Origin of the sequence: Methylobacterium sp. Leaf399 (assembly GCF_001424525.1) — a bacterium.
Taxonomy (GTDB): domain Bacteria; phylum Pseudomonadota; class Alphaproteobacteria; order Rhizobiales; family Beijerinckiaceae; genus Methylobacterium.
The window spans coordinates 162,651-185,600 of record NZ_LMQK01000033.1; the positions used below are offsets into that span (position 1 = coordinate 162,651).

Annotated in this window: 20 protein-coding genes; 9 read left to right on the top strand and 11 right to left on the bottom strand. The window is 72.2% G+C overall.

Translation table 11 applies throughout. The annotated features are described in order from the left end of the window. Positions 1-57 precede the first annotated feature (57 nt). From nagZ to ASG40_RS18210, 5 genes are all read left to right on the top strand, one after another. The gene (nagZ, locus tag ASG40_RS18190) at positions 58-1,062 is read left to right on the top strand and encodes a beta-N-acetylhexosaminidase (RefSeq protein ID WP_055888845.1); all 1,005 of its coding nucleotides are present in this window, start codon (positions 58-60) and stop codon (positions 1,060-1,062) included. 150 nt (positions 1,063-1,212) lie between these two features. Then, on the top strand, positions 1,213-1,482 hold the full coding sequence (locus tag ASG40_RS18195) for a twin-arginine translocase TatA/TatE family subunit (RefSeq protein ID WP_055888847.1): 270 nt from the start codon (positions 1,213-1,215) through the stop codon (positions 1,480-1,482). A gap of 108 nt (positions 1,483-1,590) precedes the next feature. Next, positions 1,591-2,073: a Sec-independent protein translocase protein TatB gene (gene tatB / locus ASG40_RS18200; protein WP_055888849.1), complete on the top strand. Its 483-nt coding sequence runs from the start codon at positions 1,591-1,593 to the stop codon at positions 2,071-2,073. Positions 2,074-2,075: 2 nt separating this feature from the next. Then, on the top strand, positions 2,076-2,876 hold the full coding sequence (tatC, locus tag ASG40_RS18205; protein WP_055888851.1) for a twin-arginine translocase subunit TatC: 801 nt from the start codon (positions 2,076-2,078) through the stop codon (positions 2,874-2,876). Positions 2,877-2,956: 80 nt separating this feature from the next. Continuing rightward, complete coding sequence (locus ASG40_RS18210; RefSeq protein WP_055888853.1) at positions 2,957-4,588, top strand: acyl-CoA synthetase; 1,632 nt, start codon at positions 2,957-2,959, stop codon at positions 4,586-4,588. Positions 4,589-5,228: 640 nt separating this feature from the next. Here ASG40_RS18210 and ASG40_RS18220 read toward each other — a convergent pair. Then, positions 5,229-5,702: a DUF2147 domain-containing protein gene (locus tag ASG40_RS18220; RefSeq protein WP_055888857.1), complete on the bottom strand. Its 474-nt coding sequence runs from the start codon at positions 5,700-5,702 to the stop codon at positions 5,229-5,231. Positions 5,703-5,938: 236 nt separating this feature from the next. Between ASG40_RS18220 and ndk the strand changes: the two genes are divergently transcribed. From ndk to ASG40_RS18240, 4 genes are all read left to right on the top strand, one after another. Continuing rightward, a complete protein-coding gene (gene ndk / locus ASG40_RS18225) occupies positions 5,939-6,361 on the top strand; it encodes a nucleoside-diphosphate kinase (RefSeq protein ID WP_055888859.1) in 423 nt (140 codons plus the stop codon). A 119-nt stretch (positions 6,362-6,480) separates the two neighbouring features. Next, positions 6,481-6,858, top strand: a complete 378-nt coding sequence (locus tag ASG40_RS18230; protein ID WP_055888863.1) for a hypothetical protein — start codon at positions 6,481-6,483, stop codon at positions 6,856-6,858. Between the two features lie 269 nt (positions 6,859-7,127). Beyond that, positions 7,128-8,372, top strand: coding sequence for a DUF3419 family protein (locus ASG40_RS18235; RefSeq protein WP_055888864.1), 1,245 nt, complete (start codon positions 7,128-7,130; stop codon positions 8,370-8,372). After that, entirely contained in the window at positions 8,369-9,025 is a 657-nt protein-coding gene (locus ASG40_RS18240) for a class I SAM-dependent methyltransferase (RefSeq protein WP_055888866.1), read from the top strand. Before ASG40_RS18235 ends, ASG40_RS18240 begins: the two co-directional genes overlap by 4 nt. A 10-nt stretch (positions 9,026-9,035) precedes the next feature. Here the strand turns inward: ASG40_RS18240 and ASG40_RS18245 are convergent, their stop codons facing one another. From ASG40_RS18245 to ASG40_RS18290, 10 genes are all read right to left on the bottom strand, one after another. Beyond that, positions 9,036-10,757: a patatin-like phospholipase family protein gene (locus tag ASG40_RS18245; RefSeq protein WP_055888868.1), complete on the bottom strand. Its 1,722-nt coding sequence runs from the start codon at positions 10,755-10,757 to the stop codon at positions 9,036-9,038. A gap of 114 nt (positions 10,758-10,871) precedes the next feature. Then, positions 10,872-12,107, bottom strand: a complete 1,236-nt coding sequence (locus tag ASG40_RS18250; protein WP_055888870.1) for a cytochrome P450 — start codon at positions 12,105-12,107, stop codon at positions 10,872-10,874. Next, positions 12,100-13,425 (bottom strand): NAD(P)/FAD-dependent oxidoreductase, encoded by a 1,326-nt coding sequence (locus tag ASG40_RS18255; protein WP_055888872.1) that lies wholly within the window; start codon positions 13,423-13,425, stop codon positions 12,100-12,102. Before ASG40_RS18255 ends, ASG40_RS18250 begins: the two co-directional genes overlap by 8 nt. Beyond that, positions 13,422-13,637 carry a ferredoxin gene (locus ASG40_RS18260; protein ID WP_055888874.1) on the bottom strand — a complete coding sequence of 72 codons (216 nt, stop codon included), beginning with the start codon at positions 13,635-13,637 and terminating at the stop codon, positions 13,422-13,424. The genes ASG40_RS18255 and ASG40_RS18260 overlap by 4 nt, the downstream gene beginning before the upstream one ends. Positions 13,638-13,764: 127 nt before the next feature. Beyond that, entirely contained in the window at positions 13,765-15,564 is a 1,800-nt protein-coding gene (atzF, locus tag ASG40_RS18265) for an allophanate hydrolase (RefSeq protein ID WP_055888876.1), read from the bottom strand. Positions 15,565-15,569: 5 nt separating this feature from the next. Continuing rightward, a complete protein-coding gene (gene uca / locus ASG40_RS18270) occupies positions 15,570-19,157 on the bottom strand; it encodes an urea carboxylase (RefSeq protein WP_055888878.1) in 3,588 nt (1,195 codons plus the stop codon). Continuing rightward, positions 19,157-19,792, bottom strand: coding sequence for an urea amidolyase associated protein UAAP2 (locus ASG40_RS18275; protein WP_055888879.1), 636 nt, complete (start codon positions 19,790-19,792; stop codon positions 19,157-19,159). Before ASG40_RS18275 ends, uca begins: the two co-directional genes overlap by 1 nt. Positions 19,793-19,806: 14 nt before the next feature. Further along, positions 19,807-20,631 (bottom strand): urea amidolyase associated protein UAAP1, encoded by an 825-nt coding sequence (locus ASG40_RS18280; RefSeq protein WP_055888881.1) that lies wholly within the window; start codon positions 20,629-20,631, stop codon positions 19,807-19,809. A 117-nt stretch (positions 20,632-20,748) separates the two neighbouring features. Next, complete coding sequence (gene glnT, locus ASG40_RS18285; protein ID WP_055888883.1) at positions 20,749-22,122, bottom strand: type III glutamate--ammonia ligase; 1,374 nt, start codon at positions 22,120-22,122, stop codon at positions 20,749-20,751. 17 nt (positions 22,123-22,139) lie between these two features. After that, on the bottom strand, positions 22,140-22,910 hold the full coding sequence (locus ASG40_RS18290; protein WP_055888885.1) for a creatininase family protein: 771 nt from the start codon (positions 22,908-22,910) through the stop codon (positions 22,140-22,142). Positions 22,911-22,950: the final 40 nt, after the last annotated feature.

Here is a 22,950-nt window from a genome sequence, read left to right on the forward strand (position 1 = left end):
CGCGTTCCCGCCGCGCTGGTGTTCTTTCGTGACAGTCCCCGACGCGAGCCCCAGTCCATGACCACCCGCGCCCTGATCCTCGGCTGTGCCGGCCGGACCCTCTCGGCGGAGGAGACAGCGTTCTTCCGCGCGGTCCAGCCGTGGGGCTTCATCCTGTTCAAGCGCAACATCGGCACGCCGGACGAGGTCCGCGCCCTGACCGCGTCCCTGCGCGACATCGTCGGGCGTGCCGACGCGCCGATCCTCATCGACCAGGAGGGCGGCCGCGTGCAGCGCATGGGACCGCCGCACTGGCCGTCCTACCCGCCGGGCCGGATCTTCGGGCGGCTCGACGCCGCGGCCGCCACGGTGGCGCGCCTGGGTGCGCGCCTGATGGCCCACGACCTCGCCGACGTCGGCATCAACGTCGATTGCGCGCCCGTGCTCGACGTCCCGGTGGCCGGCGCCCACGACGTGATCGGCGACCGGGCCTACGGCGAGACCGTGGCGTCCGTCGTCGCCATCGGCCGCGCGGTGGCCGAGGGCCTGATGGCCGGCGGCGTCCTGCCGGTGATGAAGCACATCCCCGGGCACGGCCGCGCGGCCTGCGACAGCCACAAGGGCCTGCCGGTGGTGGAGGCCGACCGCGACAGCCTCGAGCCCCACGACTTCGCGCCCTTCCGGGCGCTGGCCGACCTGCCCATGGCGATGAGCGCCCACGTCGTCTACGCCGCGATCGACCCCGACCGGCCCGCCACCCAGTCGCCCCGCATGATCGCTGAAATCATCCGCGGCGCGATCGGCTTCCAGGGCCTCCTGATGACCGACGACCTCTCGATGCACGCGCTCAGCGGCACCTTCGCCGAGCGGACGCAGGCCGCCTTCGCGGCCGGGATCGACGTCGCCCTGCATTGCAACGGCGATCTGGCGGAGATGGCCGGCGTGGCCGAGGCGACGCCGGGGCTCGCCGGGCAGGCCCGCGTGCGTGCCGATGCGGCCCTGGCGCGCCTGCGCCCGGCCGCCGACCTCGACGTGGCGCAGGCCCGCGCCGCCTTCGCCGCCGCGCTGACCCGGGCCGCCTGAGGGAAGCACGGTCGTACCGCCATCCCGCGTCGATCGCTCCTGCGGCCTTTGCCGCTTCTTGTGTTCGTGGCGTCCGATCCTTAGGTTCGCCCCAATCCGATCGCACGAGACGCCGCCGCGCGGGTTCCGCCCGCGGCGCAGGAGGTTGCCATGGGCAGCATGAGTATCTGGCACTGGATCATCGTCGCCGGCATCGTGATGCTGCTGTTCGGCCGCGGCAAGATCTCGGACCTGATGGGCGACGTCGCCAAGGGCATCAAGGCCTTCAAGAAGGGCATGGCCGAGGACGAGACGCCCGCCGCCGTTCCCCCAGCCCAGCCGGTCACGCCCGTCAGCGCCACCGACCCGGTACGCACGCTCCCGCACCAGGGCGAGCCGGCCCCGGCCAACACCGTCGCCGCCGACCGCAAGGTCGGCTGACACTCGGGTTCGCACGCCCCACGATGGACGGAGTCGAGCGGCCGGCCGGGAGTCGCCGCCGGATCGTGAGGCGGGCCATGCCGAAGAGCCCACGGGACGATCGACGCCATGTTTGACATGAGTTGGGGCGAGGTGATGCTGATCGGCGGCATCGCCCTGATCGTCATCGGCCCGAAGGATCTGCCCAAGGCGCTGCGGACGGTGGGTCAGGTCACCGGCAAGATGCGGCGCATGGCCGGCGAGTTCCAGTACCAGTTCAAGGAAGCGGTGCGCGAGGCCGAGCTCGACGAGGTCCGCCGCGAGGTCGACGGCATCAAGCGGTCCGCCGGCACGATGGGGCCGGTGTTCGACCCGGTCCAGACCATCCGCAACGAGATCAAGGGCGCGGTCGAGGGCGGGCACGCCCAGTCGAGCACGCAGCCGCTCGCCAATGTCGCGGCCCAGCTGGCGGCGGCCGAGAGCGAGACCCTCAGGGCCGGCCCCGAGGCCGCGCAGGCCCCGACGACGGCCTCCGAGGAATCCGACGCCCCGGCTCCGGCCCCCACCGACCCGGTCGCGCCGCGGCCGACGTCTCCGACCCCGGGCGCGTGACGATGAGCACCACCACCGACGACGCGGACATCGAGGCGTCGCGCGCGCCCCTCATCGAGCATCTGATCGAGTTGCGCTCGCGGCTGATCAAGTCGCTGGCCGCCTTCATCGTGATGTTCTTCGTGTGCTTCTTCTTTTCGAAGCACATCTACAACATCCTGGTCTATCCCTACGTCAGCATCGTGGGTGCGGCCAACGCCAAGCTGATCGCGACGCACTTCCTCGAGCAGGTCTTCACCAACATCAAGCTCAGCGTCTTCGGCGCGGGCTTCCTCGCCTTTCCGGTGATCGCCACGCAGATCTACGCCTTCGTGGCGCCGGGCCTCTACAAGAACGAGCGCAAGGCGTTCCTGCCCTATCTCGTGGCCACCCCGATCTTCTTCTTCCTCGGCGCGCTGGTGGTGTTCTTCCTCGCCATGCCGCTGCTCATCCAGTTCTCGGTGAGCCTGCAGCAGATCGGCGAGCCGGGCGAGGCGACGATCTCGCTCCTGCCCAAGGTCGACGAGTACCTCTCGCTGATCATGACGCTGATCTTCGCGTTCGGGCTGGCCTTCCAGTTGCCGGTGATCCTGACCCTGCTCGGCCAGATCGGCGTCATCGACACCGCCTTTCTGCGCGAGAAGCGCCGCTATGCCATCGTGCTGGTCTTCGTCGCCGCCGCGATCCTGACCCCTCCGGACGTGATCTCGCAGCTCTCGCTGGCCCTGCCGATGCTGCTCCTCTACGAGGCCTCGATCTTCTCGGTGGCCCACGTGGAGCGGCGCCGTGCGGCCCAGCGCAAGGCCGAGGGGCTGGATCCGTAAGGGGGTCCGGCGGCGCCTCCCGATTGATCGGGCGGCGCCATGCGATAGTGTCGCGGCCAAAGACCGCCCGGGAGGGGTCCATGCGCCGCGAGACGATCTACGACCGGGACCTCGACAAGGTCCCGGCGAACTACCAGCCGTTGACGCCTCTGACCTACCTCGAACGGGCGGCGCGGGTGTTCCCCGACCGGATCGCCGTGATCCACGGCCCCCTGCGGCGGACCTATGCCGACCTCTACGCCCGCTCGCGCCGGCTCGCCTCGGCCCTGGAGCGGCGCGGCATCGGGCGGGGCGACACGGTGGCGGTGCTGCTCGCCAACACGCCGGCCATGATCGAGGCGCACTACGGGGTGCCGATGACCGGCGCGGTGCTCAACACCCTCAACACCCGCCTCGACGCCGCCGCCTTGGCGTTCTGCCTCGACCACGCCGAGGCCAGGGTCCTGGTCACCGACCGCGAGTTCGCTCGCGTGGCCGGGCCGGCCCTGGAAAAGGCCGGCGTCACCCCTCTGGTGATCGACTACGACGATCCCGAATACGACGGCCCCGGGGACCGCCTCGGCACCCTCGACTACGAGGCTCTGCTGGCGGAGGGCGACCCCGACCACGCGTGGGCGATGCCCGCCGACGAGTGGGACGCGATCTCGCTCAACTACACCTCCGGCACCACCGGCGACCCCAAGGGCGTGGTCTACCATCACCGCGGCGCGGCCCTGCTGTCGCTCGGCAACGTCGTCACGGGGGACCTCGGGCAGCACCCGGTCTATCTCTGGACCCTGCCGATGTTCCACTGCAACGGCTGGTGCTTCACCTGGACCCTCTCCATCGTGGCCGGCACCCATGTCTGCCTGCGCCAGGTCAGGGCGGGGGCGATGTACCGGCTGATGGCCGAGCACGGGGTCACGCACCTGTGCGGCGCGCCCATCGTGATGTCGCTCCTCGTCAACGCCCCGGCGGAGGAGCGCCGGCCGCTGCCGCACCGGGTGGCCTTCTTCACGGCCGCCGCCCCGCCGCCGGAGGCGGTGCTGGCCGGGATGCGGGAGGCCGGCTTTGCCGTCACCCATCTCTATGGCCTCACCGAGAGCTACGGCCCGGCGGTGGTCAACGCCTGGCACGCCGAATGGGACGACCTGCCCCCCGACGAGCAGGCCGCCAAGAAGGCGCGCCAGGGGGTGCGCTACCCGGTGCTCGAAGGCCTCGACGTGCGCGACCCCGACACCCTCGAACCGGTGCCCGCCGACGGCACCACCCTGGGCGAGGTCATGATGCGCGGCAACGTGGTGATGCGCGGCTACCTCAAGAACCCGGCCTCGACGCGGGCGGCCTTCGCCGGCGGCTGGTTCCACACCGGCGACCTCGGGGTGAAGCACGCCGACGGCTACGTCCAGCTCAAGGACCGTTCCAAGGACATCATCATCTCGGGCGGCGAGAACATCTCCTCCATCGAGGTGGAGGACGTCCTGTTCAAGCATCCGGCCATCGCCGCGGCCGCGGTGGTGGCGCGGCCCGACGAGAAATGGGGCGAGACGCCCTGCGCCTTCGTCGAACTCAAGGTCGGGAGCGAAGCCGGCGCCGACGAGATCATCGCCTGGTGCCGCGAGCGGCTCGCCCCCTACAAGCTGCCCCGCCACATCGTCTTCGGCGAATTGCCGAAGACCTCCACCGGCAAGGTGCAGAAATACCTGCTGCGCGAACGGGCGCAGGAGGGTTAGGCGCGGCGTCGTCACGGCCTCGGGACATCGAGAGGCTGGCGATGGTTGACGCCGCGATAGGCGCGCCAAGCCTCCACCGCTGCGATCCGGAGGGCCCGGCCAGGGCCGCCGCCAGCGCCATCGGGGGGATCGCCGCGCCGGCTGGTGCACCGGACAGGGGCTGGGCCGCCGCCGCGGCGAGACCGCCCAGGACGATGGCACCCTCGCTGCCGATGATCACGCGCCCGATCCGGGCGGGCAGGGCCACGCACAGGGCCGCGACCAGGATCGGGGCCGCCCGCTGCAGGCTGTTCTGGAAGGCGAAGGGCGAGCCGAGGCCGCTGCGGTAGACGAGGTCGAGGAAGGTGGCCGGCGAGTGCCCGAGGCCCGGCAGGAACAGGCTGAACAGGGCGAGACCGGCGGCGGCCGCTCCGATCGGGATCGCGAAGGCCTCGGCGCGGCAGGCGAGCCAGGCCCTGGCCTCGCGGGCCGGCGACAGGCGCGCCTCGGCAACGATCCCGTGGCAAGGGGCGGCGTCGGCAGCCACGTGATCCTCTCTCCTCGCGATGGCGGCGGGAGAGGCGTGAATTCCGTGCCAAGCCGGGGCGCAGGGCGCCCCGGGATCGGCTCGTTACGGCGTGGGGGGTTACGGCGTGGGCGGTTACGGCGTGGGCTTGGCGACGGCCGCCTGCTGGTTCACGTCCGGCACGCGGGTCCAGGTCTGCGAGCCGCACAGCACCTTGAGGAGGCAGCCGGAGACGCTGAGTTCGCTGCCGCTCTCGCGCTCGAGGCTGACCTGATAGGTCTTGCCTTCCTCGATGTTGTAGATGTCGCCCGAGAACTTGGCGTCGTCGGGCTTCAGGCCCTCCAGGAGCGGCAGGCCGAGCACCGGTCGGTTGCGCTTCTTAGGGTCGGGATTCTTGAGATCGGTGCGCGGGCTGCCCGTCTCGGTGGTCGGCACCTTGAGCCAGACGACCTTGCCGCAGACCTGGGCGGCGCCGGGGCCGCAGCGGTCGATCCGGATCTTGGCGCGGCCGTCGCCGGTAAGCCAGGTGCCCGACGGGTCCTGGGCGGGTGCCGCGGCGGCGGCACCGAGGCCGGAGAGGAGGAGGGCGGCTGTCACGGCGACACGCATGGCTCGGATCTCCTTTGGATGAGGGGCTAGCGCCGGACCACGGGAGGGGCCGGCGCCGTCATCCGCCAGGAAGCCATCGCTTTCGGGCGATTTTCCGGCGGTGTTGCGTTCCTGCCATGGTGAGCGCGATTCGGGCCTCGGCGCGATTCGGGCCTTGGGTTGAGGCACCGGGGCGTGCCGGCTATAAGCCCGGCGCCGAAGCCGTTTTCGGCTCACCGACCAGAACCGGACCGACCATGGCCACCGAGCGCACCTTCTCCATCCTCAAGCCCGACGCGACCAAGCGGAACCTCACCGGCGCCGTCAACGCGCTGATCGAGAAGGCGGGCCTGCGCATCGTCGGCCAGCGCCGCATCCAGATGACCAAGGCCCAGGCCGAAACGTTCTACGAGATCCACAAGGAGCGCCCGTTCTTCGGCGAACTCGTGGACTTCATGACCTCCGGCCCCGTGGTGGTTCAGGTGCTCGAAGGCGACAACGCGGTCGCCAAGTACCGCGAGATCATGGGCGCCACCAACCCGGCCCAGGCCGCCGAGGGCACCATCCGCAAGACCTTCTCCGAGTCGGTGGGCGAGAACACCGCCCACGGCTCCGACAGCGCCGAGAACGCGGCCATGGAGATCGCGCAGTTCTTCAAGGACGGCGACATCGTCGGCTGATCGCGCCCCACGGAGCGATTGCCCGGGAGGTGTGGCGGCGTCGCCCTTGCGCCGCCACGGCTCTGCGCGTGAAAGCGGAATCGTTCGACGATCCCGCTCCACCGACCCGGATATCCTCCATGCGCTACGCCCATCCGCGCACCGGCCGCCTTCTCCTGGCGGCCGGCCTGCTCTCCCTCGTCGCCGCCTGCAACTCCGCCAAGCCCGGCCCCACGGCGAGCCTCGAAGGCTTCACGCCCGACCCGGCGCTCAAGACCGCCTCGACGCGCAACCTCACCGGCCGCGTCAGCCGCGCCTGCGTCGTGACGCAGGGCCGCCTCCAGAGCGTGCCCGAGACCGCGCTCGCCCGCCCCTGCGGCTGCTACGCGCAGAAGACCCTGGCCTCCCTCGACCGGGGCGAGCTCGAATCCTACCGCACCTCCGGCTACTTCAACGATTCCGCCAAGGCCAAGGCGCTCGCGGCCCTCGACGCCTGCCAGCTGCCGCGTCCGGTCTGAGGGCGCTTCGTTACGCGCGTCGATGACGGTTTCGTCCATCTGTCGACGCGCGGTCTCCCTTTCCTGAACGGACAGGGCGCGCAGGCACGCCTCCCGCGATCGTTCGATCGACGGGATCGGAGCGATCGTGTCCTGTCCGGCCGGGTCCGGACAGGCAAAGCTCCCCGTTCCGGCGCGAGCCGGGGAAGACCGTCACCGCACGGTCACGGGGATGACGTACCGGCGCTCGGATCAGGCAGTCGCCTCACCCCGTGACCGAAGACCGCTCCATGACGCGTGCAGCACGTGCCATCCGCCGCGAGACCAGCCTGGGGCTGACGAGCGCGGTGCATCGCAACGCCGCCCTGTCGCGCGCCGGGCTCTCGGAACGGCTGTTCACCCTGGCCTTCAGCGGACTGGTCTACCCGCAGATCTGGGAGGACCCGGTGGTGGACATGGAGGCCCTGGCCCTCGGGCCTCGGGACCATGTGGTCGCCATCGCATCGGGCGGCTGCAACGTCCTGTCCTACCTCACCGCCGATCCGGCCCGGGTCAGCGCGGTGGACCTCAACGGCGCCCATGTGGCGCTCGGGCGCCTCAAGCTCGCCGGCCTGCAGGCGCTGCCGGACCACGGGGCGTTCTTCCGGTTCTTCGGCCGGGCCGACGCCGCCGAGAACGTCGCCGCCTACGACGCCCTGATCCGGCCACGGCTCGATCCGGTCTCGCGGGCCTATTGGGAGGCGAGGGGCCTCGACGGGCGCCGCCGCATCTCGGCCTTCGCCACCAACGTCTACCGCACCGGCCTGCTCGGGCGGTTCATCGGCGCGGGCCATCGCCTCGCCCGGCTCTACGGCCACGACCTCTCCGCGGTCCTGCGGGCCCGCACGCTTGCCGAGCAGCGCGCCGCCTTCGAGGCCGAGATCGCGCCGCTGTTCGAGAAGGCGTTCGTGCGCTGGCTGATCGGCAAGCCGGCCTCGCTCTACGGCCTCGGCATCCCGCCGGCGCAATACGGGGCGCTGGCGAACGACCTGCCCGGCGGCATGGTGGCGGTGCTGCGCCACCGGCTGGAACGGCTGGCCTGCGATGTCGCGGTCAAGGACAACTACTTCGCCTGGCAGGCCTTCGGGCGCGGCTACGACCCGGCCGCCGACGCCGCGTTGCCGCCCTACCTGCAGCCGGCCCGTTTCGCGGCGGTGCGCGCCCGCGCATCCCGGGTGCGCTACGAGCAGCAGTCGATGACCGCCTTCCTCGCCGCCAGCCCCGAAGGCAGCGCCGACGCCTACGTGCTGCTCGACGCCCAGGACTGGATGACCGACGCCGACCTCACCGCCCTGTGGACGCAGATCACCCGCACCGCGCGCGCCGGCGCCCGGGTGATCTTCCGCACGGCGGCCGACGAGCGCTGCCTGCCCGGCCGGGTGCCCGACGCGATCCTGGGCGCCTGGACCTACGAGGAGGCGACGAGCCGGGCGCTCTGCGCCCGCGACCGCTCCTCGATCTACGGCGGCTTCCACCTGTATCGGCTTCGCCCATGACGGCGGCCGCGGCGGCGATGGACCGGATGTACCGGCGCCAGCGCCACATCTACGACGCCAGCCGCAAGTTCTACCTCCTCGGCCGGGACGCCGCCATCGATGCCCTGAAGCCGCCGGCGGGGGGCAGCGTGCTGGAGATCGGCTGCGGCACCGGGCGCAACCTCGTGCGCATCGCGTCCACCTACCCGCAGGCCCGATGCTTCGGCCTCGACGTCTCGGCGGCGATGCTCGACACCGCCGCCCGGTCGGTGTCGCGGGCGGGATCCTCCGCGCGCATCCGGCTCGCCTGCGCCGACGCCACCGATTTCGATCCCCTGGCGCTGTTCGGCCGCCCCGCCTTCGACCGGATCGTCATCTCCTACGCCCTCTCGATGATCCCGCCCTGGGAGGCGGTGCTCGCCGAGAGCGCCGGATACCTCGCGCCGGGCGGCGAGCTCCACGTGGTCGACTTCGGCGGCCAGGAGGGTCTGCCGGGGCCGTTCCGGGCGGTGCTCAACCGCTGGCTGGCGGCTTTTTCGGTGACGCCGCGCATGACCTTGGCCGACGCGATGGCCGGGATCGCAGCGAGCCAGGGGTTCGTCTGCACGGTGCGCCAACGCTACCGCGGCTACTCGGTCCACGGGGTGCTGTCGCGGCGAGCCGGCCTCGACTGAACGCCTCGGTTCACCCCTCCTCGGCCCAGGGCGCCAGGGTGCCCGCCGCGATCTGATCGACCGCGTGGCGGTGGCCGATGGCGGCGGTGGTCGCGTGCGAGGACCACGCCCTGAGGTCGATGCCGGCGAGCGGCGGCCGCAGCACGGCGGCGGCGTGACGGGAGGTCAGCGCCGTCTGCGCGTCCGAGGAGACGGTGGCGGCCCGCAGCAGCAGTTGCGCGATGCCCGGCGTCTCCTGGGGCGCACGGAGCCATTGGCGCAGCATGCGTCCGCGCCAGGACCGCGCCGGGACGCTCTGGAAGGCGAGGTCGCTGGCGACGTCGACGCCGAGGACGGGGCCGCGCTGGCGGCTCGCCATCACGTCCACCGGCAGGTTGTTCATCATGCCCCCGTCCACCAGGATGCCCTCGGGCGTGCACACCGGCGGCAACAGGCCGGGGATGGCGATGCTGGCGCGCAGCGCCGTGACGAGGTCGCCCGCCTCGTGCACCATGGCGGTGCCGGTGGTGAGGTTGGAGGACAGGCAGAAGAACGGCAGCCACAGATCCTCGATCCGGGTGTCGGCGAAGGTGCGGGCGAGGCCCTCGTCGACCTTGGCGCCGCGGGTGAGGGCGAGGATCGGCAGGGTGTAGTCGTTCAGCGGGTTGCGCGACACGAAGGCGGCCACGGTCTGGTCGAGGATGCGCGCGCCGCTCCAGCCCATGGCGAGGCTCGCCGCCACGATGGCGCCCATGCTGGTGCCCCCCACCGCATCGATCGGCAGGCCCGCCTCCTCAAGGGCCCGGATGACGCCCAGATGCGCGAACCCACGCGCACCGCCGCCACCGAACACCACCGCCCTGGCGCAGCCGCTGGCGAGCCGCGCGAGGCGGCCGAGATCGTCGGCCCGGCCCGGCCTGACGTGGATGCGCAGGGAGACCGGCACGCCCGAGAACACCCGGTGGGCCGGGCGCGGCAGCACCGCGTCCGGGGCCTGGACCACGACGAGGTCGTGGCGGACCCAGTCCGAGGGCGTGCGGGCGGCGAAATCGGCGCAGGCGGGCTTGGGCGGCTGCCCGGCCGCGGCCAGGAGCAGGACGTGGTCGGACCGGCGCAGGCACAGGCGGGTCCAGGCGCTGCCGGGCTCGTCGGCGCGGTAGACGACGCGGTCGTGCCCGCTCTCGAAGCGGTGGAACCAGGTCTCGTCCGCCTCCTCCGGCCAGGCGTCGAGATAGCCGACCTGGCCCGGCAGCGCCCCGGCGAAGCCGTGGGCGAGGGCGCCCGCGTCGATGCCGGCGGTCACCGGCAGCACCGTGAAGGTGCGGGGCGCATTGTCCAGGGCCGGGGCCTCGTCGGCCCGGCGCAGGCGGTCGGCGAGGAGGCGCGTGAAGTAGAGCATCGTCGAGGGATGGCGCTCGACCAGATCCTCGAACGCCCGGCGGCTGAGGCGGTAGAGGTGCGAATCGCGCAGCGCCGTGGCGGTGGCCGAGCGCGGCCCCTCCGAGAGCAGGGCCATCTCGCCGACGGTGATCGGCGGGCGCAGGCGCGCGACCCGGCGGATGGCGCCGGTCCGGGGATCGCGCCGCGAGATGCCGATGGCGCCAGAGGCCAGGGTGTAGAGGGCGTCGGCCTCGTCGCCCTCGTGGAACAGCACCTGCCCGCCGGCCACCGCCACGGAGGCGAGCCGGTCGCGGATCGCCTGGGCGGCGTCCTCGTCGAGGTACCTCAGGAACGGGATATCCGGTTCGTCCACCCGCGCGCCCTCCGTCCGCCGGGCGCTACTCGGGCCGAGGCCACGGCGCGCCCTTGCGAGCCAGGATGCGCCGCGAAGGTTGCGCGGGGATAGGGTGGAGTGAGGACACCCGCCTCAGACGAGGCCGTCGATCGCCACCCGCAGGGTCTTGGGGCCGCGTAGGGACGCGCCGTCCCGGTAGGGCGGCGGATCGTCCAGGAGGAGAGGCGCTTTCAGGCGGCGGGCCAGGGTGACGAGGGCGATCTCGGCCTCGATCCGGGCGAGCGGCGCCCCGAGGCAGTAGTGCAGGCTGCCGCCGAAGCCGAAGTGCTGGTTGTCGGCGCGGTCGGGATCGAACCGGTCCGGATCGGTGAACCGGTCGGGATCGCGGTTGGCGGCGGCGAACAGCAGCGCCACCGCGGCGCCCTCGGGGATGACCGTGCCGGCCACCGGGATGTCGCAGAGCGCCTTGCGGGTCCGGAAATGCACCGGCGGCTCGTAGCGCAGGCATTCCTCGATCAGCCGGGGCGCCCGCTCGGGGTCGCGGCGCAGGCGCTCCAACTCGTCGGGGTGGCGCAGCAGGGTGAGCATGCCGTTGGCGATCAGGTTCACGGTGGTCTCGTGCCCGGCCACCAGGAGCAGGATCGCCGTGGCGATGAGGTCGAAGTCGCCCATCCGGCCGGCGGGGGTCTCGGCGGCCAGGCCGCTGAGCATGTCGTCCACGGGCCTGGCGCGCTTCTCCTTGATCAGGTCCTTCATGTAGGCCGAGATGGCGTCGAAGGTCGTGCGCGTCTGCTTCTGCGTCTCCTCGTCGTGGCGGGCATCGGGTTCGAGCGCCGTGGCGAGCTGCGTCGCCCAGCCCTGGAAGGTCGGCTCGTCCTCGGGCGGCACGCCCAGCATCTCGCAGATGACGGTGACGGGGAGGGGATAGGCGAGGTCCTCGACCACGCAGATCGCGTCGCCGCCGCGGCGGCGGTCGAGGAGTTCGTCCACCAGGCTCTGCGTGCGCGCCTTCATCCCGTGGACGCGCTCGGGCGTGAACTGGGTCATCACGATCCGCCGCAGGGCGTCGTGGTCGGGGGGATCGCGAAAAATCAGCGGCCGGTGGCGGGTGACGATCTCGTCCTTGATCGGCCGCAGGATCCAGTCCTTGAACGGGTTGCCGGTGGCCGGGCTGTGGGCCGGCGGCAGGTCGGCCGAACTGATGCGCGGGTCGAACAGCAGCGCCCGGATCGCCGCATGCGAACTCACGAGGTAGCTGTCGTCGTCCTGGCGCAGCACGGGGTGGCCGCGCAGGCGGGCGTAGAGCGGATAGGGGTCGGCCCGGTTGGCCGGGTCCTTGATCTGGGCGAACAGGGTCGGGTCAGCCACGGGCGGAAACCTCGGGAGGAGGGGTGGGCCAGGACGGGTCGAGCGTCCCGAGGCGCGAGGGCTGGTCGAGGGCGTTCGCGATCGGCGGGAACGGCGCCCGGGCGGCGATCGCCTCGGCATAGGCCGGCAGCCAGCGGGCGCAATCCACCGACAGGGCGGCGACGGTGCGCCCGGCCCGGCCGTAGACCGCCAGGAACCGCCTGTCCTTCAGCGAACCCTGCACGACGGCGAGGCTGTCGGCGCCCTCGGTCAGCCCGGCGAGCTTGATGGTGATCCCGAACTGGTTGGACCAGAACTCGGGCATCCCGGCGAAGGCCGGCCGGTCGCCGTCGCCGAGTGCCAGGGCCCGGCCGGCGTATTCGCCCTGCGCCACCGCGTTGCCCCAGTGTTCGAGGCGCACCATGCGGCCGTCGTAGAGGGGGTGCGGCCACAGGGCGACGTCGCCGGCCGCGCGGATCTCGGGGTGGAGGCCGCCATCCTGCGCCCGCACCCGGGCGTGCCCGTCGCAGACGAGGGCGCCGGATTCGAGCGCCAAGCCGGAGCCCTCGAGCCACCCGGTGTTGGGAACGGCCCCCAGCGCCACGACCACCACGTCGGCGGCGATGGTGCGGCCGTCGTCGAGGGTGGCGCCCACGACCCGGCCGTCGCGGCCGTCGAGGGAGCGCAGCCCCGTGTTCGAGCGGACCTCGACGCCCGCCGCAGCGATCCAGTCGCGCAGGAAGCCGGACACGGCCAGACCCAGCACCTTGGCCAGGGGCGCGGGCAGCGGATCGACCAGGGTCACGGGCAGTCCGAGGTCGCGGCAGACCGAGGCGACCTCGCAACCGATGAAGCCGCCGCCGACGATCAGCACGCGCTTGGGCGCAGCGGCCAGGGCGGCACGCAGGGCCGCCGCGTCGTCGCGCCCGCGCAGGGTGAACACCCCATCGAGGGCGCCCTCTGCCTCATCGTGCCAGGGCCGGGCCCGGGCACCGGTGGCGATCAGGAGGCGGTCGTAGGGCAGGCGCTCGCCGTCCGAGAGCACGATCGTGCGGCCCTGGCGGTCGAGGCCGGCGGCACCGGCTCCGAGCCGCCAGGCGGCGTCGAGATCGAGGCGATGGGGCAGGGTGGTGGCATCGGGCGCCATCTCGCCGGCGATGACGTGCTTCGACAGGGGCGGCCGGTCGTAGGGGAGATGCGGCTCGTCGCCGACGATGGTCAGCGGGCCGCGATGGCCGGCGAGCCGCAGGCTCTCCGCCCCGCGCAGGCCCGCCAGCGAGGCGCCGACCACGACGACGCGGGCGTCCTCATCGGCACGGGGGATCCGGGCGGAGGTCATCGGCCGGCGCCGGCGGCGGGCTCGTCGGCCTGAACGGTGATGGCGCGCACCGGGCAGGACTGGGCCGCACGCTCGATCCGGCCGCGGTGTTCGGCGCTCGGGGCGGGATCGTAGACCAGGATCTCGGCGCCGCGCAGTTCGAAGCTCTCGGGGGCGGCATAGCAGCATTGGGCATAGCCCTGGCAGCGGTTCAGATCGACGACGACGCGCATCTCACTCGTTTTCCGGCATGGGAACATCGGGCCGTCCGCGCATCCTCGCGAAACGAGGACCGGCGCCGGAGGTGGCCCGCGACCACGAGATGGGGCGGGGACGCCGGCGATCCAACCGCCTGTGCAATCATGCCGCCGCGAGATAGGCCCGCCACCCGCCGAACCGCGTGATCTCCTCCGCCCCCTCGACGGCATGGGCCTCGCACAGGAATCCGGACACGATGCGGCCGTCCGCCAGGACGACCTTGCCGATCCCGAGGGGGGCGGGGATCGCCGCCGTGAAGCGGCCGAAGGCGTCCGGCGACAGCCCCCAGACCTCGACCGCCAGCCCCGGCCCGGCAAAGCCGGGATCGCGCAGGAGCCCGGGCTTGGCGGGCCGGGTGCCGGGCAGGGCGTAGAGGCGGTAGTCGGGCGCGGTGCGTGCTTCGCCCATCAGCGTCGCCCCGAGGTCGACGAGCTGGTGGTTGAGGGCGAGCCCCGAGAGATGGGCGCCCACCACAACCAGGGGGATGGTGCCGGGCACGGGCGGAGCCACGCGGCTCGCCTCGGGCAGCGCCGCCGCGCGGTCGACGCCCATGCCAGGGGCGAGCGCCCGGTGCAGGGTGTCGGCGAGGTGCCCCAGGGCGTCGTCGCTGAAGCCCGGCCCCACCAGGGTGACGCCGCCGGGGATGCCGTCGGGCCGGAAGCCGGCGGGGATCGCGATGGCGGCGTAGCCCAGCAGGTTGGCGAAGTTGGTGTAATGCCCGAAGCGGCCGTTGAGGCGGAGCGGGTCGGCCAGCATCGCCTCCACCGTGTAGGTGGTGGGCGCGGTGGGCAGGAGCAGGATGTCGACCTGCGCGAAGGCCGCCTCGGCGCGGCGGCGCAGGGCCTGCAGGGCATAGAGGCCCTCGAAGGCGTCGACGGCGCTGTAGGCCCGCGCCGATTCGACGATGGCCCGCACGCTCGGATCGAAGGCGTCGGGGTGATCGGCGTGGAAGGCGGCCACCGCCGCCATCCGCTCGGCGACCCAAGGGCCCTGGTAGAGCAGTTCGGCGGTCTCGCGGAAGGGGGCGTAATCGAACGGCACCGCCACGGCGCCGGCCGCCTCCAGCCGGGCGACCATGCCGTCGTAGAGCGCCTCGGTGCCGCGATCGCCGTGGAACTCGCGCTCGGCCGGCGTCAGCACGCCGACGCGCAGGCCGGCGGCGGGGAGGGCATGGGGCGCGGCGGGCCGCGAATAGGCGTCGGCCGGGTCGAACCCTTCCGCGATCCGGCGCACGGCCAGGCCGTCGCCGACGGTGGCGGCGAAAAGACTGATGCAATCGAGGCTGCGGCAGGCGGGCACGAGGCCGGTGGTGCTGAGGAGGCCCGGCGTCGGCTTGATGCCAACGAGGTTGTTGAAGGCCGCCGGCACCCGGCCGGAGCCGGCGGTGTCGGTGCCGAGCGAGAAGCTCGCCAGCCCGGCGGCGACCGCCACCGCCGAGCCGGAGCTCGATCCCCCCGAGACGTAGGCCGCGTCGAACACGCTGCGCGGGGCACCGTAGGGGGAGCGGGTACCGTTCAGCCCGGTGGCGAACTGGTCGAGGTTGGTCTTGCCCGTCACGAGCGCGCCGGCCGCCTTGAGCCGGGCCACCACCGTCGCGTCGGTCGTCGGCCTGTAGGCGAAGGCCGGGCAGGCGGCGGTGGTGGGCAGGCCGGCGACGTCGATGTTGTCCTTGACCGCGAAGGGCACGCCCCACAGCGGCAGGGAGTTCGGCTCGGGGTGGCGTGCGACGAGGTCGCCCGCGGCGGCCACGAGGTCGGCCCGGCTCACGGGCGTGATGAACACCGCCGGGTCGGCTAAGGCCTCCATGCGGTCGGCGACCGCCTTTGCGAGATCCACCGGCGTGAGCCGGCCCGAGGCGTAGAGGTCGCGCAGGGTCGAGAGGTCGAGGATGGTCGGCAGCATGGGGGTCACACCTCTTCGATCACCGCCACGAGGTCGCCGCCCCGCAGCGTCTGTCCCGGGCGCACCCGGATCTCACGCACGATCCCTGCCGCAGGGGCCGCCACGGGCACTTCCATCTTCATCGATTCGAGGATCGCCACCGTCTCGCCGGCCGCGATCCTGTCGCCCGCCGCCTTTTCCACCCGCCAGACGTTGCCCGGCACGGTGGTCGCCACCCCGAGGCAGCCGGCGGGGACGGCGTCGGCCCCGGCTTCCGGCGCCGCCTCGTCGGGCACGAAGCTGTCGAGCCCCTGCTCCTTCCAGCGCCGGCGCTCGGCCTCGAAGGCGGTCTGCTGGCGCAGCTTGGCCGCGGCGATCTCGCCCGCGTTGGCGGCGAGTCCGGCCCGGTGGTCGGCATGGGAGAAGGTCCCGTCCTCGATCCGGATCGGGTAGGCGCCGTGCGGGAAGGCGGCGCGAGCCTCGGTGAGCTCGGCGTGGTCGACGGGGAAGAAGCGGATGCGGTCGAACGGCCGCAGCAGCCAGGGGTGGCCCGGCACGAAGTCGCGGGTCGTCCGCCAGGTGTTCCAGATCTGGATGGTGCGGCCGACGAGTTGGTACCCGCCCGGCCCCTCCATGCCGTAGATGCACATGTAGGCGCCGCCGATGCCGACTGCGTTCTCGGGCGTCCAGGTCCGGGCCGGGTTGTACTTGGTGGTGACGAGGCGGTGGCGCGGATCGACCGGCGTCGCCACCGGGGCGCCGAGGTAGACGTCGCCGAGCCCCATGACGAGGTAGCTGGCCTCGAAGACGATGCGCTTCACCTCCGCCTCCGAGTCGAGACCGTTGATGCGGCGGATGAAATCGATGTTGGAGGGGCACCAGGGCGCGTTGGGGCGTACCAGGTCCTGGTACTGGCGCATGGCGCGCTCGGCTTGCGGGTCGTTCCAGGACAGCGGCAGGTGGACGATGCGGCTGGGCACCGTGACGTCGTCGACGCAGCCCAGCCCGGCCTCGATCTCGCGCAGCAGGCCGAGGAGGCGGGAGCGCGCCAGGACCGTGCCGTCGTAGTGGATCTGGAGCGAGCGGATGCCGGGCGTCAGGTCGAGGAGGCCGGGAAGCTTCGCTTCCGCCACCGCCTGCGCCAGGAGGTGGACGCGCAGGCGGATGCCGATGTCCAGCGCCATCGGGCCGTATTCGACGAGCAGGTTGTCGTCGCCCTGGCGGCGGTAGACCACCTCGACTGGGCCTGAGACGTCGCGGGCGAGGATGGGGGAGCCTCGGACGGCAACCCCTGCCCCCAGCAGATCTCGGGCCTGCCCGAGATCTGCACTCCCCTGCGGAGGGGGGAGGAAACCCGCGCTCTCGCCGTCGACGTCACCGGGCTGCTCCACCGCCACGAACCGCACCCGGTCCCCCGGCCGCAGCTGGCCCATCTTCCACAATTCGTCGCGGGCGATGACGCCGGGGCAGACGAAGCCGCCTAGACTCGGCCCGTCCGGCCCGAGCAGGATCGGCATGTCGCCGGTGAAGTCGAGGGCGCCGACCGCGTAGGCGTTGTCGTGGAGGTTCGAGGGGTGCAGCCCGGCCTCGCCGCCGTCCTCCCGCGCCCAGCGCGGGGTCGGGCCGATCAGGCGCACGCCGGTGCGGGCGGAATTGAAATGCACCTCGTAAGCTGCCGAGAACAGGTCGGCGATGTCGGCGTCCCGGAAGAAATCCGGCGCCCCGTGCGGGCCGTAGACGAGGCCGATCTCCCAGTCCGCGGTGAGCGGCACCGGCTCGGGCGAGGCCGGTTCCACCGCGGCGACGGCGCCGAGATGGAGGGTGTCGCCGGCCTTGAGCACGCCGGTGGCGTGCCCGCCGAAGGCCCCGAGCGCGAAGGTCGCCCGCGAGCCGAGCACCACCGGCGCATCGAAGCCGCCGCGCACGCCGAGGTAGCTGCGCATCCCCGGCCCCGCGATGGCACCGATGGCGAGCGTGCCGCCCGCCGGCACCGCGAAGGCCTGCCCGTGGGGCTGCACGACGCCGTCGAGCCGGGCGGTCATGGCCGCTCCCGACAGCGCCACCACGGTGTCGGCATGGAAGCGCAGGGTCGGGCCGGACACGGTGAGTTCGAGGGCGCAGGTGTCGGGCGGGTTTCCCACCAGCGCATTGGCCACCGCGAAGGAGCGCGCATCCATCGGCCCGCTCGGGGGCACGCCGACATGCCAGAGCCCGAGGCGGCCGGGCAGTTCCTGCAGGCTCGACTGGGGGCCGGGCGCCAGCACCGCGACGCTGCGGGGCGTATACGCGACGTCGCGCAGGGCCGTGGTGGCGACACGCCCGCTCGCGAAGAGCTCCGAGGCCGCGATGGCGCGCAGGTAGCCGAGATTGGTCTCGATGCCGGCGACCACCGTCTCGTCGAGCGCCGCGCGCAGGGCGGCGATGGCCGCCGGCCGGTCCGCTCCGGTGACGATGATCTTGGCGAGCATCGGATCGTAGAACGGCGTCACCTCGGTGCCGGTGACGATCCAGCCGTCGACGCGGACGCCGTCCGGAAAGCGCACCTGCGTCAGCAGGCCGGCGCTGGGCGCGAAATCCGCATGCGGGATCTCGGCGTAGAGCCGCGCCTCGATGGCCGCTCCCTTCGGCGCCAGCGGCCCGGCGGTACCGATGGGGTCTTCGCCGGCGGCCTGGCGGATCATCCACTCCACGAGGTCGATGCCGAACACCGCCTCCGTCACCGGATGCTCGACCTGGAGCCGGGTGTTGACCTCGAGGAACGAGATATCCTGGCGGTCGGGATCGTAGATGAACTCCACCGTTCCGGCCGAGGCGTAGGACACGCTCGTCCCCAGGGCGACGGCCGCCGCGTGCAGCCGGGCGCGCACCGCGTCCGACAGGCCCGGCGCCGGCGTCTCCTCGACGACCTTCTGGTTGCGGCGCTGGAGCGAGCAGTCGCGCTCGCCGAGCGCCACGACGCGCCCCTGCCCGTCTCCGAAGATCTGCACCTCGACGTGGCGCGCGCGCGCCACGAAGCGTTCGAGGTAGACCCGCGCGTCGCCGAAGCTCGCCCGCGCGGTGCGCTCGACGCTGGCGTAATGCTCGGCGAGCTCGGCCGGCGAAGTGCACAGCCTCATGCCGATGCCGCCGCCCCCGGCGGTGCTCTTGAGCATCACCGGATAGCCGATCGCCTCGGCCGCACCGAGCGCCGTCGCGAGGTCGGGGAGGAGGTCGGTGCCCGGCAGGAGCGGCACGCCGCTGGCCTTCGCCAGTTCGCGCGCCGTGTGCTTGAGGCCGAAGGCGCGCAGGTGCTCGGGCCGCGGCCCGATGAAGACGATGCCCTCCGCGGCCAGGCGTTCGGCGAAGGCCACGTTCTCGGACAGGAAGCCGTAGCCGGGATGGACCGCCTGCGCCCCCGTCGCCTTGCAGGCGGCGATGACGGCGTCCACGTTCAGGTAGCTCTCGGAGGCGGGCGCCGGGCCGAGGCGAAAAACCTCGTCCGCCTCCAGCACGGCGGGGGTAAAGCGGTCGGCGTCGGAATGCACCGCCACCGAGGCGATCCCCATGCGCCTGCAGGTGCGCAGGATGCGCCGGGCGATCTCGCCGCGATTGGCGATCAGGATCTTTTGGAACATCACAGTCCGTCCCGGATGGTCGCTCGGTCCCGGATGGTCACCTGGATCGGCGTCGGGTTGAAGCCGTTGCAGGGGTTGTTGATCTGCGGGCAGTTCGAGATCACGCAGATCACGTCCATCTCGGCGGTGACCTCGACGTAGTCGCCGGGCGAGGAGACGCCGTCGACGATGGCGAGCTGCCCGTCCTGTTCGATCGGCACGTTCATGAAGAAGTTGACGTTGGGCGGGATGTCGCGCTTGGACAGCCCGTATTTGGCGACCTCCAGGGCGAAGTTCTCGCGGCAGGCGTGGAGGTACTTGGTGGCGTGGCCGAAGCGGACGGTGTTGGCCTCGCAGGAGCAGGCGCCCGCCGAAGTGTCGTGCCGCCCGCAGGAATCGGCCGTGACGACGGCCATCACCCGCCCCTCGTTGGAGACGAGCCGGGTGCCGGTGGTGACGTAGGCCGCCCCCTGCACCCGCAGGGTGTCCTGCGAGGAGTAGCGCTCGCCCATGTCGTCGGCGCGGTAGAACAGGGTGTCGACCGCCTGGCAGCCTTCGAGGTCGGTGATGCGCAGAATCTGGCCCTTTCGGACGAGGCCGGACCATGGCGCTTGCGCCGGCACGGTCGTGTCGAGGAGAGGGGTCTCTTCGGTCATGACGTATCCTCCCCTCAAAAGCCGATGGCGGCGTTGTTGGAAAAGCCGCGCACGGCCTCGATGGTGGCGGTGCGGCAGAGGTCGTCCGGGCCTGGATGCGGTGCCCGGAAGCGCGTCGCCGTCACGGGGTTGGGGGCGTAGTCGGGGGCCGGATCGAGGGGGTGGGGGCAGTTGGAGAGGGTGACGACCAGGTCCATCTCGGCGCGCAGGTCGACGAAGTCGCCCGCCCGGCGCCCGGCCTCGTTCCAGGTGAAGCGCCCTTCGGCGCCGACGCTCACGGGGGCGAAGAAGGTGATCAGCGCGGGGATGTCGCGCCGGTCGAGCCCGGCCTTGAGGGCGGCGAGCACGAGGTTGTCGCGGGTGTTGCGGTGGGGGCCGTTCGCGTAGCGCGCGGCGTTGGAGGCGGCGTTGGAGCCGCCCGTCAGCGCGTCGTGGGCGCAGCAGGAATCCTCGATCAGCGAGAGCATCACCCGGCCCATGTCGGAGAACAGCACCCGGCCCTTCCGAAGGGCGGCGCTCCATTGCACCTTGACGGTGTCGGCGTAGTTCAGGCGCTCGGAGGTGTCGGCGGCGTTCCAGGCCACCAGGGCGACGCTCGACGGGCCGTGGTCGAGGGCGAGCCGCAGCGCGTCGCCGGCATGGAGTTCCGTGGTCCAATACCAGCCGCCGGGGATGGTCTCGGTGTGCAGGATCTCCGCCTCGTCCAGCGGCAGGCCGCGCACCGAGGGCGGCGGCAGGGCGCGCGGCGCGTGCTCCTGCCCTTGCGCCTTCAGCGCCTCGTAGCGGCGCCGGTTCTCGGCGATGGTCTGTTGGATGGTGGTCGTCTCAGGTGTGGTCATGCCCGTTCCTCACGTTCTCCGACGGGTCGTCCCGGCCGATGTCGCGCCCTGATCGCGAGGCCGGGTCGTCCCGGCCTTTTTCCTCCCCCGCTCGAGGGGGAGGGTTGGGGCGTCGCGCTAGAACATGTGGCTGTAGCGCTCGGTCTCCCAGGCGCTCACGGTGAGGTGGTACTCCTGCCATTCGGCGCGCTTGTAGCGGACGAACTCGTCGCGCAGCGCCGTGCCGAGGGTCCGCTCCACCAGCGGGTCGGCCGCGAAGGCGTCCACCGCCTCGGCCAGCGTCTGGGGCAGGAAGTCGATGCCGCGCTCGGCCCGCGCGGCGTCGGTGAGGTCGTAGAGGTTGTCCTCGTTGGGCGCGCCGGGATCGATCCGCTCGCGGACGCCTTCGAGGCCCGCCGCCAGCACCAGGGCGGCGGCGAGGTAGGGGTTGACGGCGCCGTCCGCGTTGCGGCTCTCGCAGCGCCCGCCACCGGCCGGCACGCGCACCGAATTGGTGCGGTTGTTCGAGCCGTAGGAGTTGAACACCGGCGCCCAGGAGAAGCCCGCCATGGCGCCCTGGCGCACCAGGCGCTTGTAACTGTTGACCGTGGGGGCGAAGGCCGCGCACAGCGCCCGCCCGTGGCGCAGGACGCCGCCGATGAAATGGTAGCCGGTCTCGGTGAGCCCGAGGCCGCGCGGATCGGCCGACGGATCGCAGGCGAAGACGTTCCTGCCGGTCTCCTTGTCGGAGAGCGACATGTTGAAATGCGCGCCGTTGCCGGTGCGGTCGGCGAAGGGCTTGGGCATCATCGTGGCGAGGAGGCCTTCCTCCTTGGCGTAGTGCTTGGCCATCATCCGGAAGAAGGTCAGCCGGTCACACATGGTCAGCGCGTCGGCGTAGTTGAAATCGAACTCGAACTGGCCGCAGGCGTCCTCGTGGTCGAAGGAATAGAGGTCCCAGCCGAGGGCGTCGATCGTGGTGGCGACCTTGTCGAGCCAGGAGAAGTTGTCGACGAACCCGCGCACGTCGTAGCAGGGTTTTTGCAATTTATCGTCGGCGACCGGCGTGTGCAGGGACCCATCGGCGGCCTGTCTCAGGAGAAAAATCTCGCACTCGATGCCGAGGTTGAAGCCGAAGCCCATGTCCTCCGCCTCGCCGATGACGGTCTTCAGGGCGACCCGGGTGGAGAGCGGATAGGGCTGGCCCTGGAAGGTGAGGTCGGCCGGGCACCAGGCGAGTTTGGGCTCCCACGGCAGCTGGACGACCCGGGAGAGGTCGGGGACCGAGGCGAGTTCGTCCTCGTTGGGGGCCTGGCCGAGGCCGTCGAGCGCGTAGCCGGTATAGCGTTCGGAGCCGGCCGCCATCTGCGGCAGGTGGCCGATGGGCACCACCTTGGCCTTCTGGACGCCGTGGATGTCGACATAGGCGCCGATGACGTATTTCACGCCCTTGGCGCGCAGGTCGTCCTGCACGGCCTTGACGGCGGGGTCGATCTCGCTCGCATGAGCCATCGGCTCGCTCCTTTTCGTTACACGGACACGTCGTAGGGGTGGGGGAGGGGCGGGGTCTCGGTCAGCCCCCGCATCACGAGGGCGGTGAGGTCCTCGACCATCCAGGCGAACAGGCGCCCGCCCTCGGTCGCGGTCGCCTGCGAAGGGCGTCCGGTGACGCCGTTGCGGCTGGTGCGGTTGACCGGGTGGGCGAAGACGAGACCCTGCGTCCGGTCGGGATCGTCGGCATCGGCGACCCGGTCGGGCCGCACGAGGCGCGGGGCCAGCGCCATCATCAGGGCGGTCTCGGCGGCGTTGGCGTGCCAATCGTCGGCATCGGCGACATGGGCGGCGCGGACCCGCTCGCTCACCGTGGCCGAATTGACCAGCGCCACCATGAGGTCGTCGTGGGCGGCGCGCAGCATCTCCAGCGCGCAGCGCAGGGGCGCGGCGTTGGTGACGTGCGCGTTGACGAGGAACAGCCGGCGCACGCCGGACCGGTGGGCGCCGGTCCCCACCTGCACGACGAGCTGCGTCATCACGAGCGGATCGAGGGTGATCGTGCCCGGCCAGCGCCGGCTGTGGCCGAGCGAGCAGCCGTAGGGAAGGGTCGGCAGCACCGGCACGCGGGTGGCCGCCGAGACCGCATGCGCCAGCATCTCGGCCAGCACGAAATCCATGCCGGTGCCCAGATGCGGCCCGTGCTGCTCGGTGGCGCCGACGGGCAGGATCGCGGCCCCGCCCACCGCGGCGAGGTCGCCGGGGAGCTCGTCCCAGGTGCGCTCTGCCCAGAGGAGGGGGGCGGTCATGCGGGTTCGCTCCGCTCGGCGAGACGGGCGCCATCCCCTC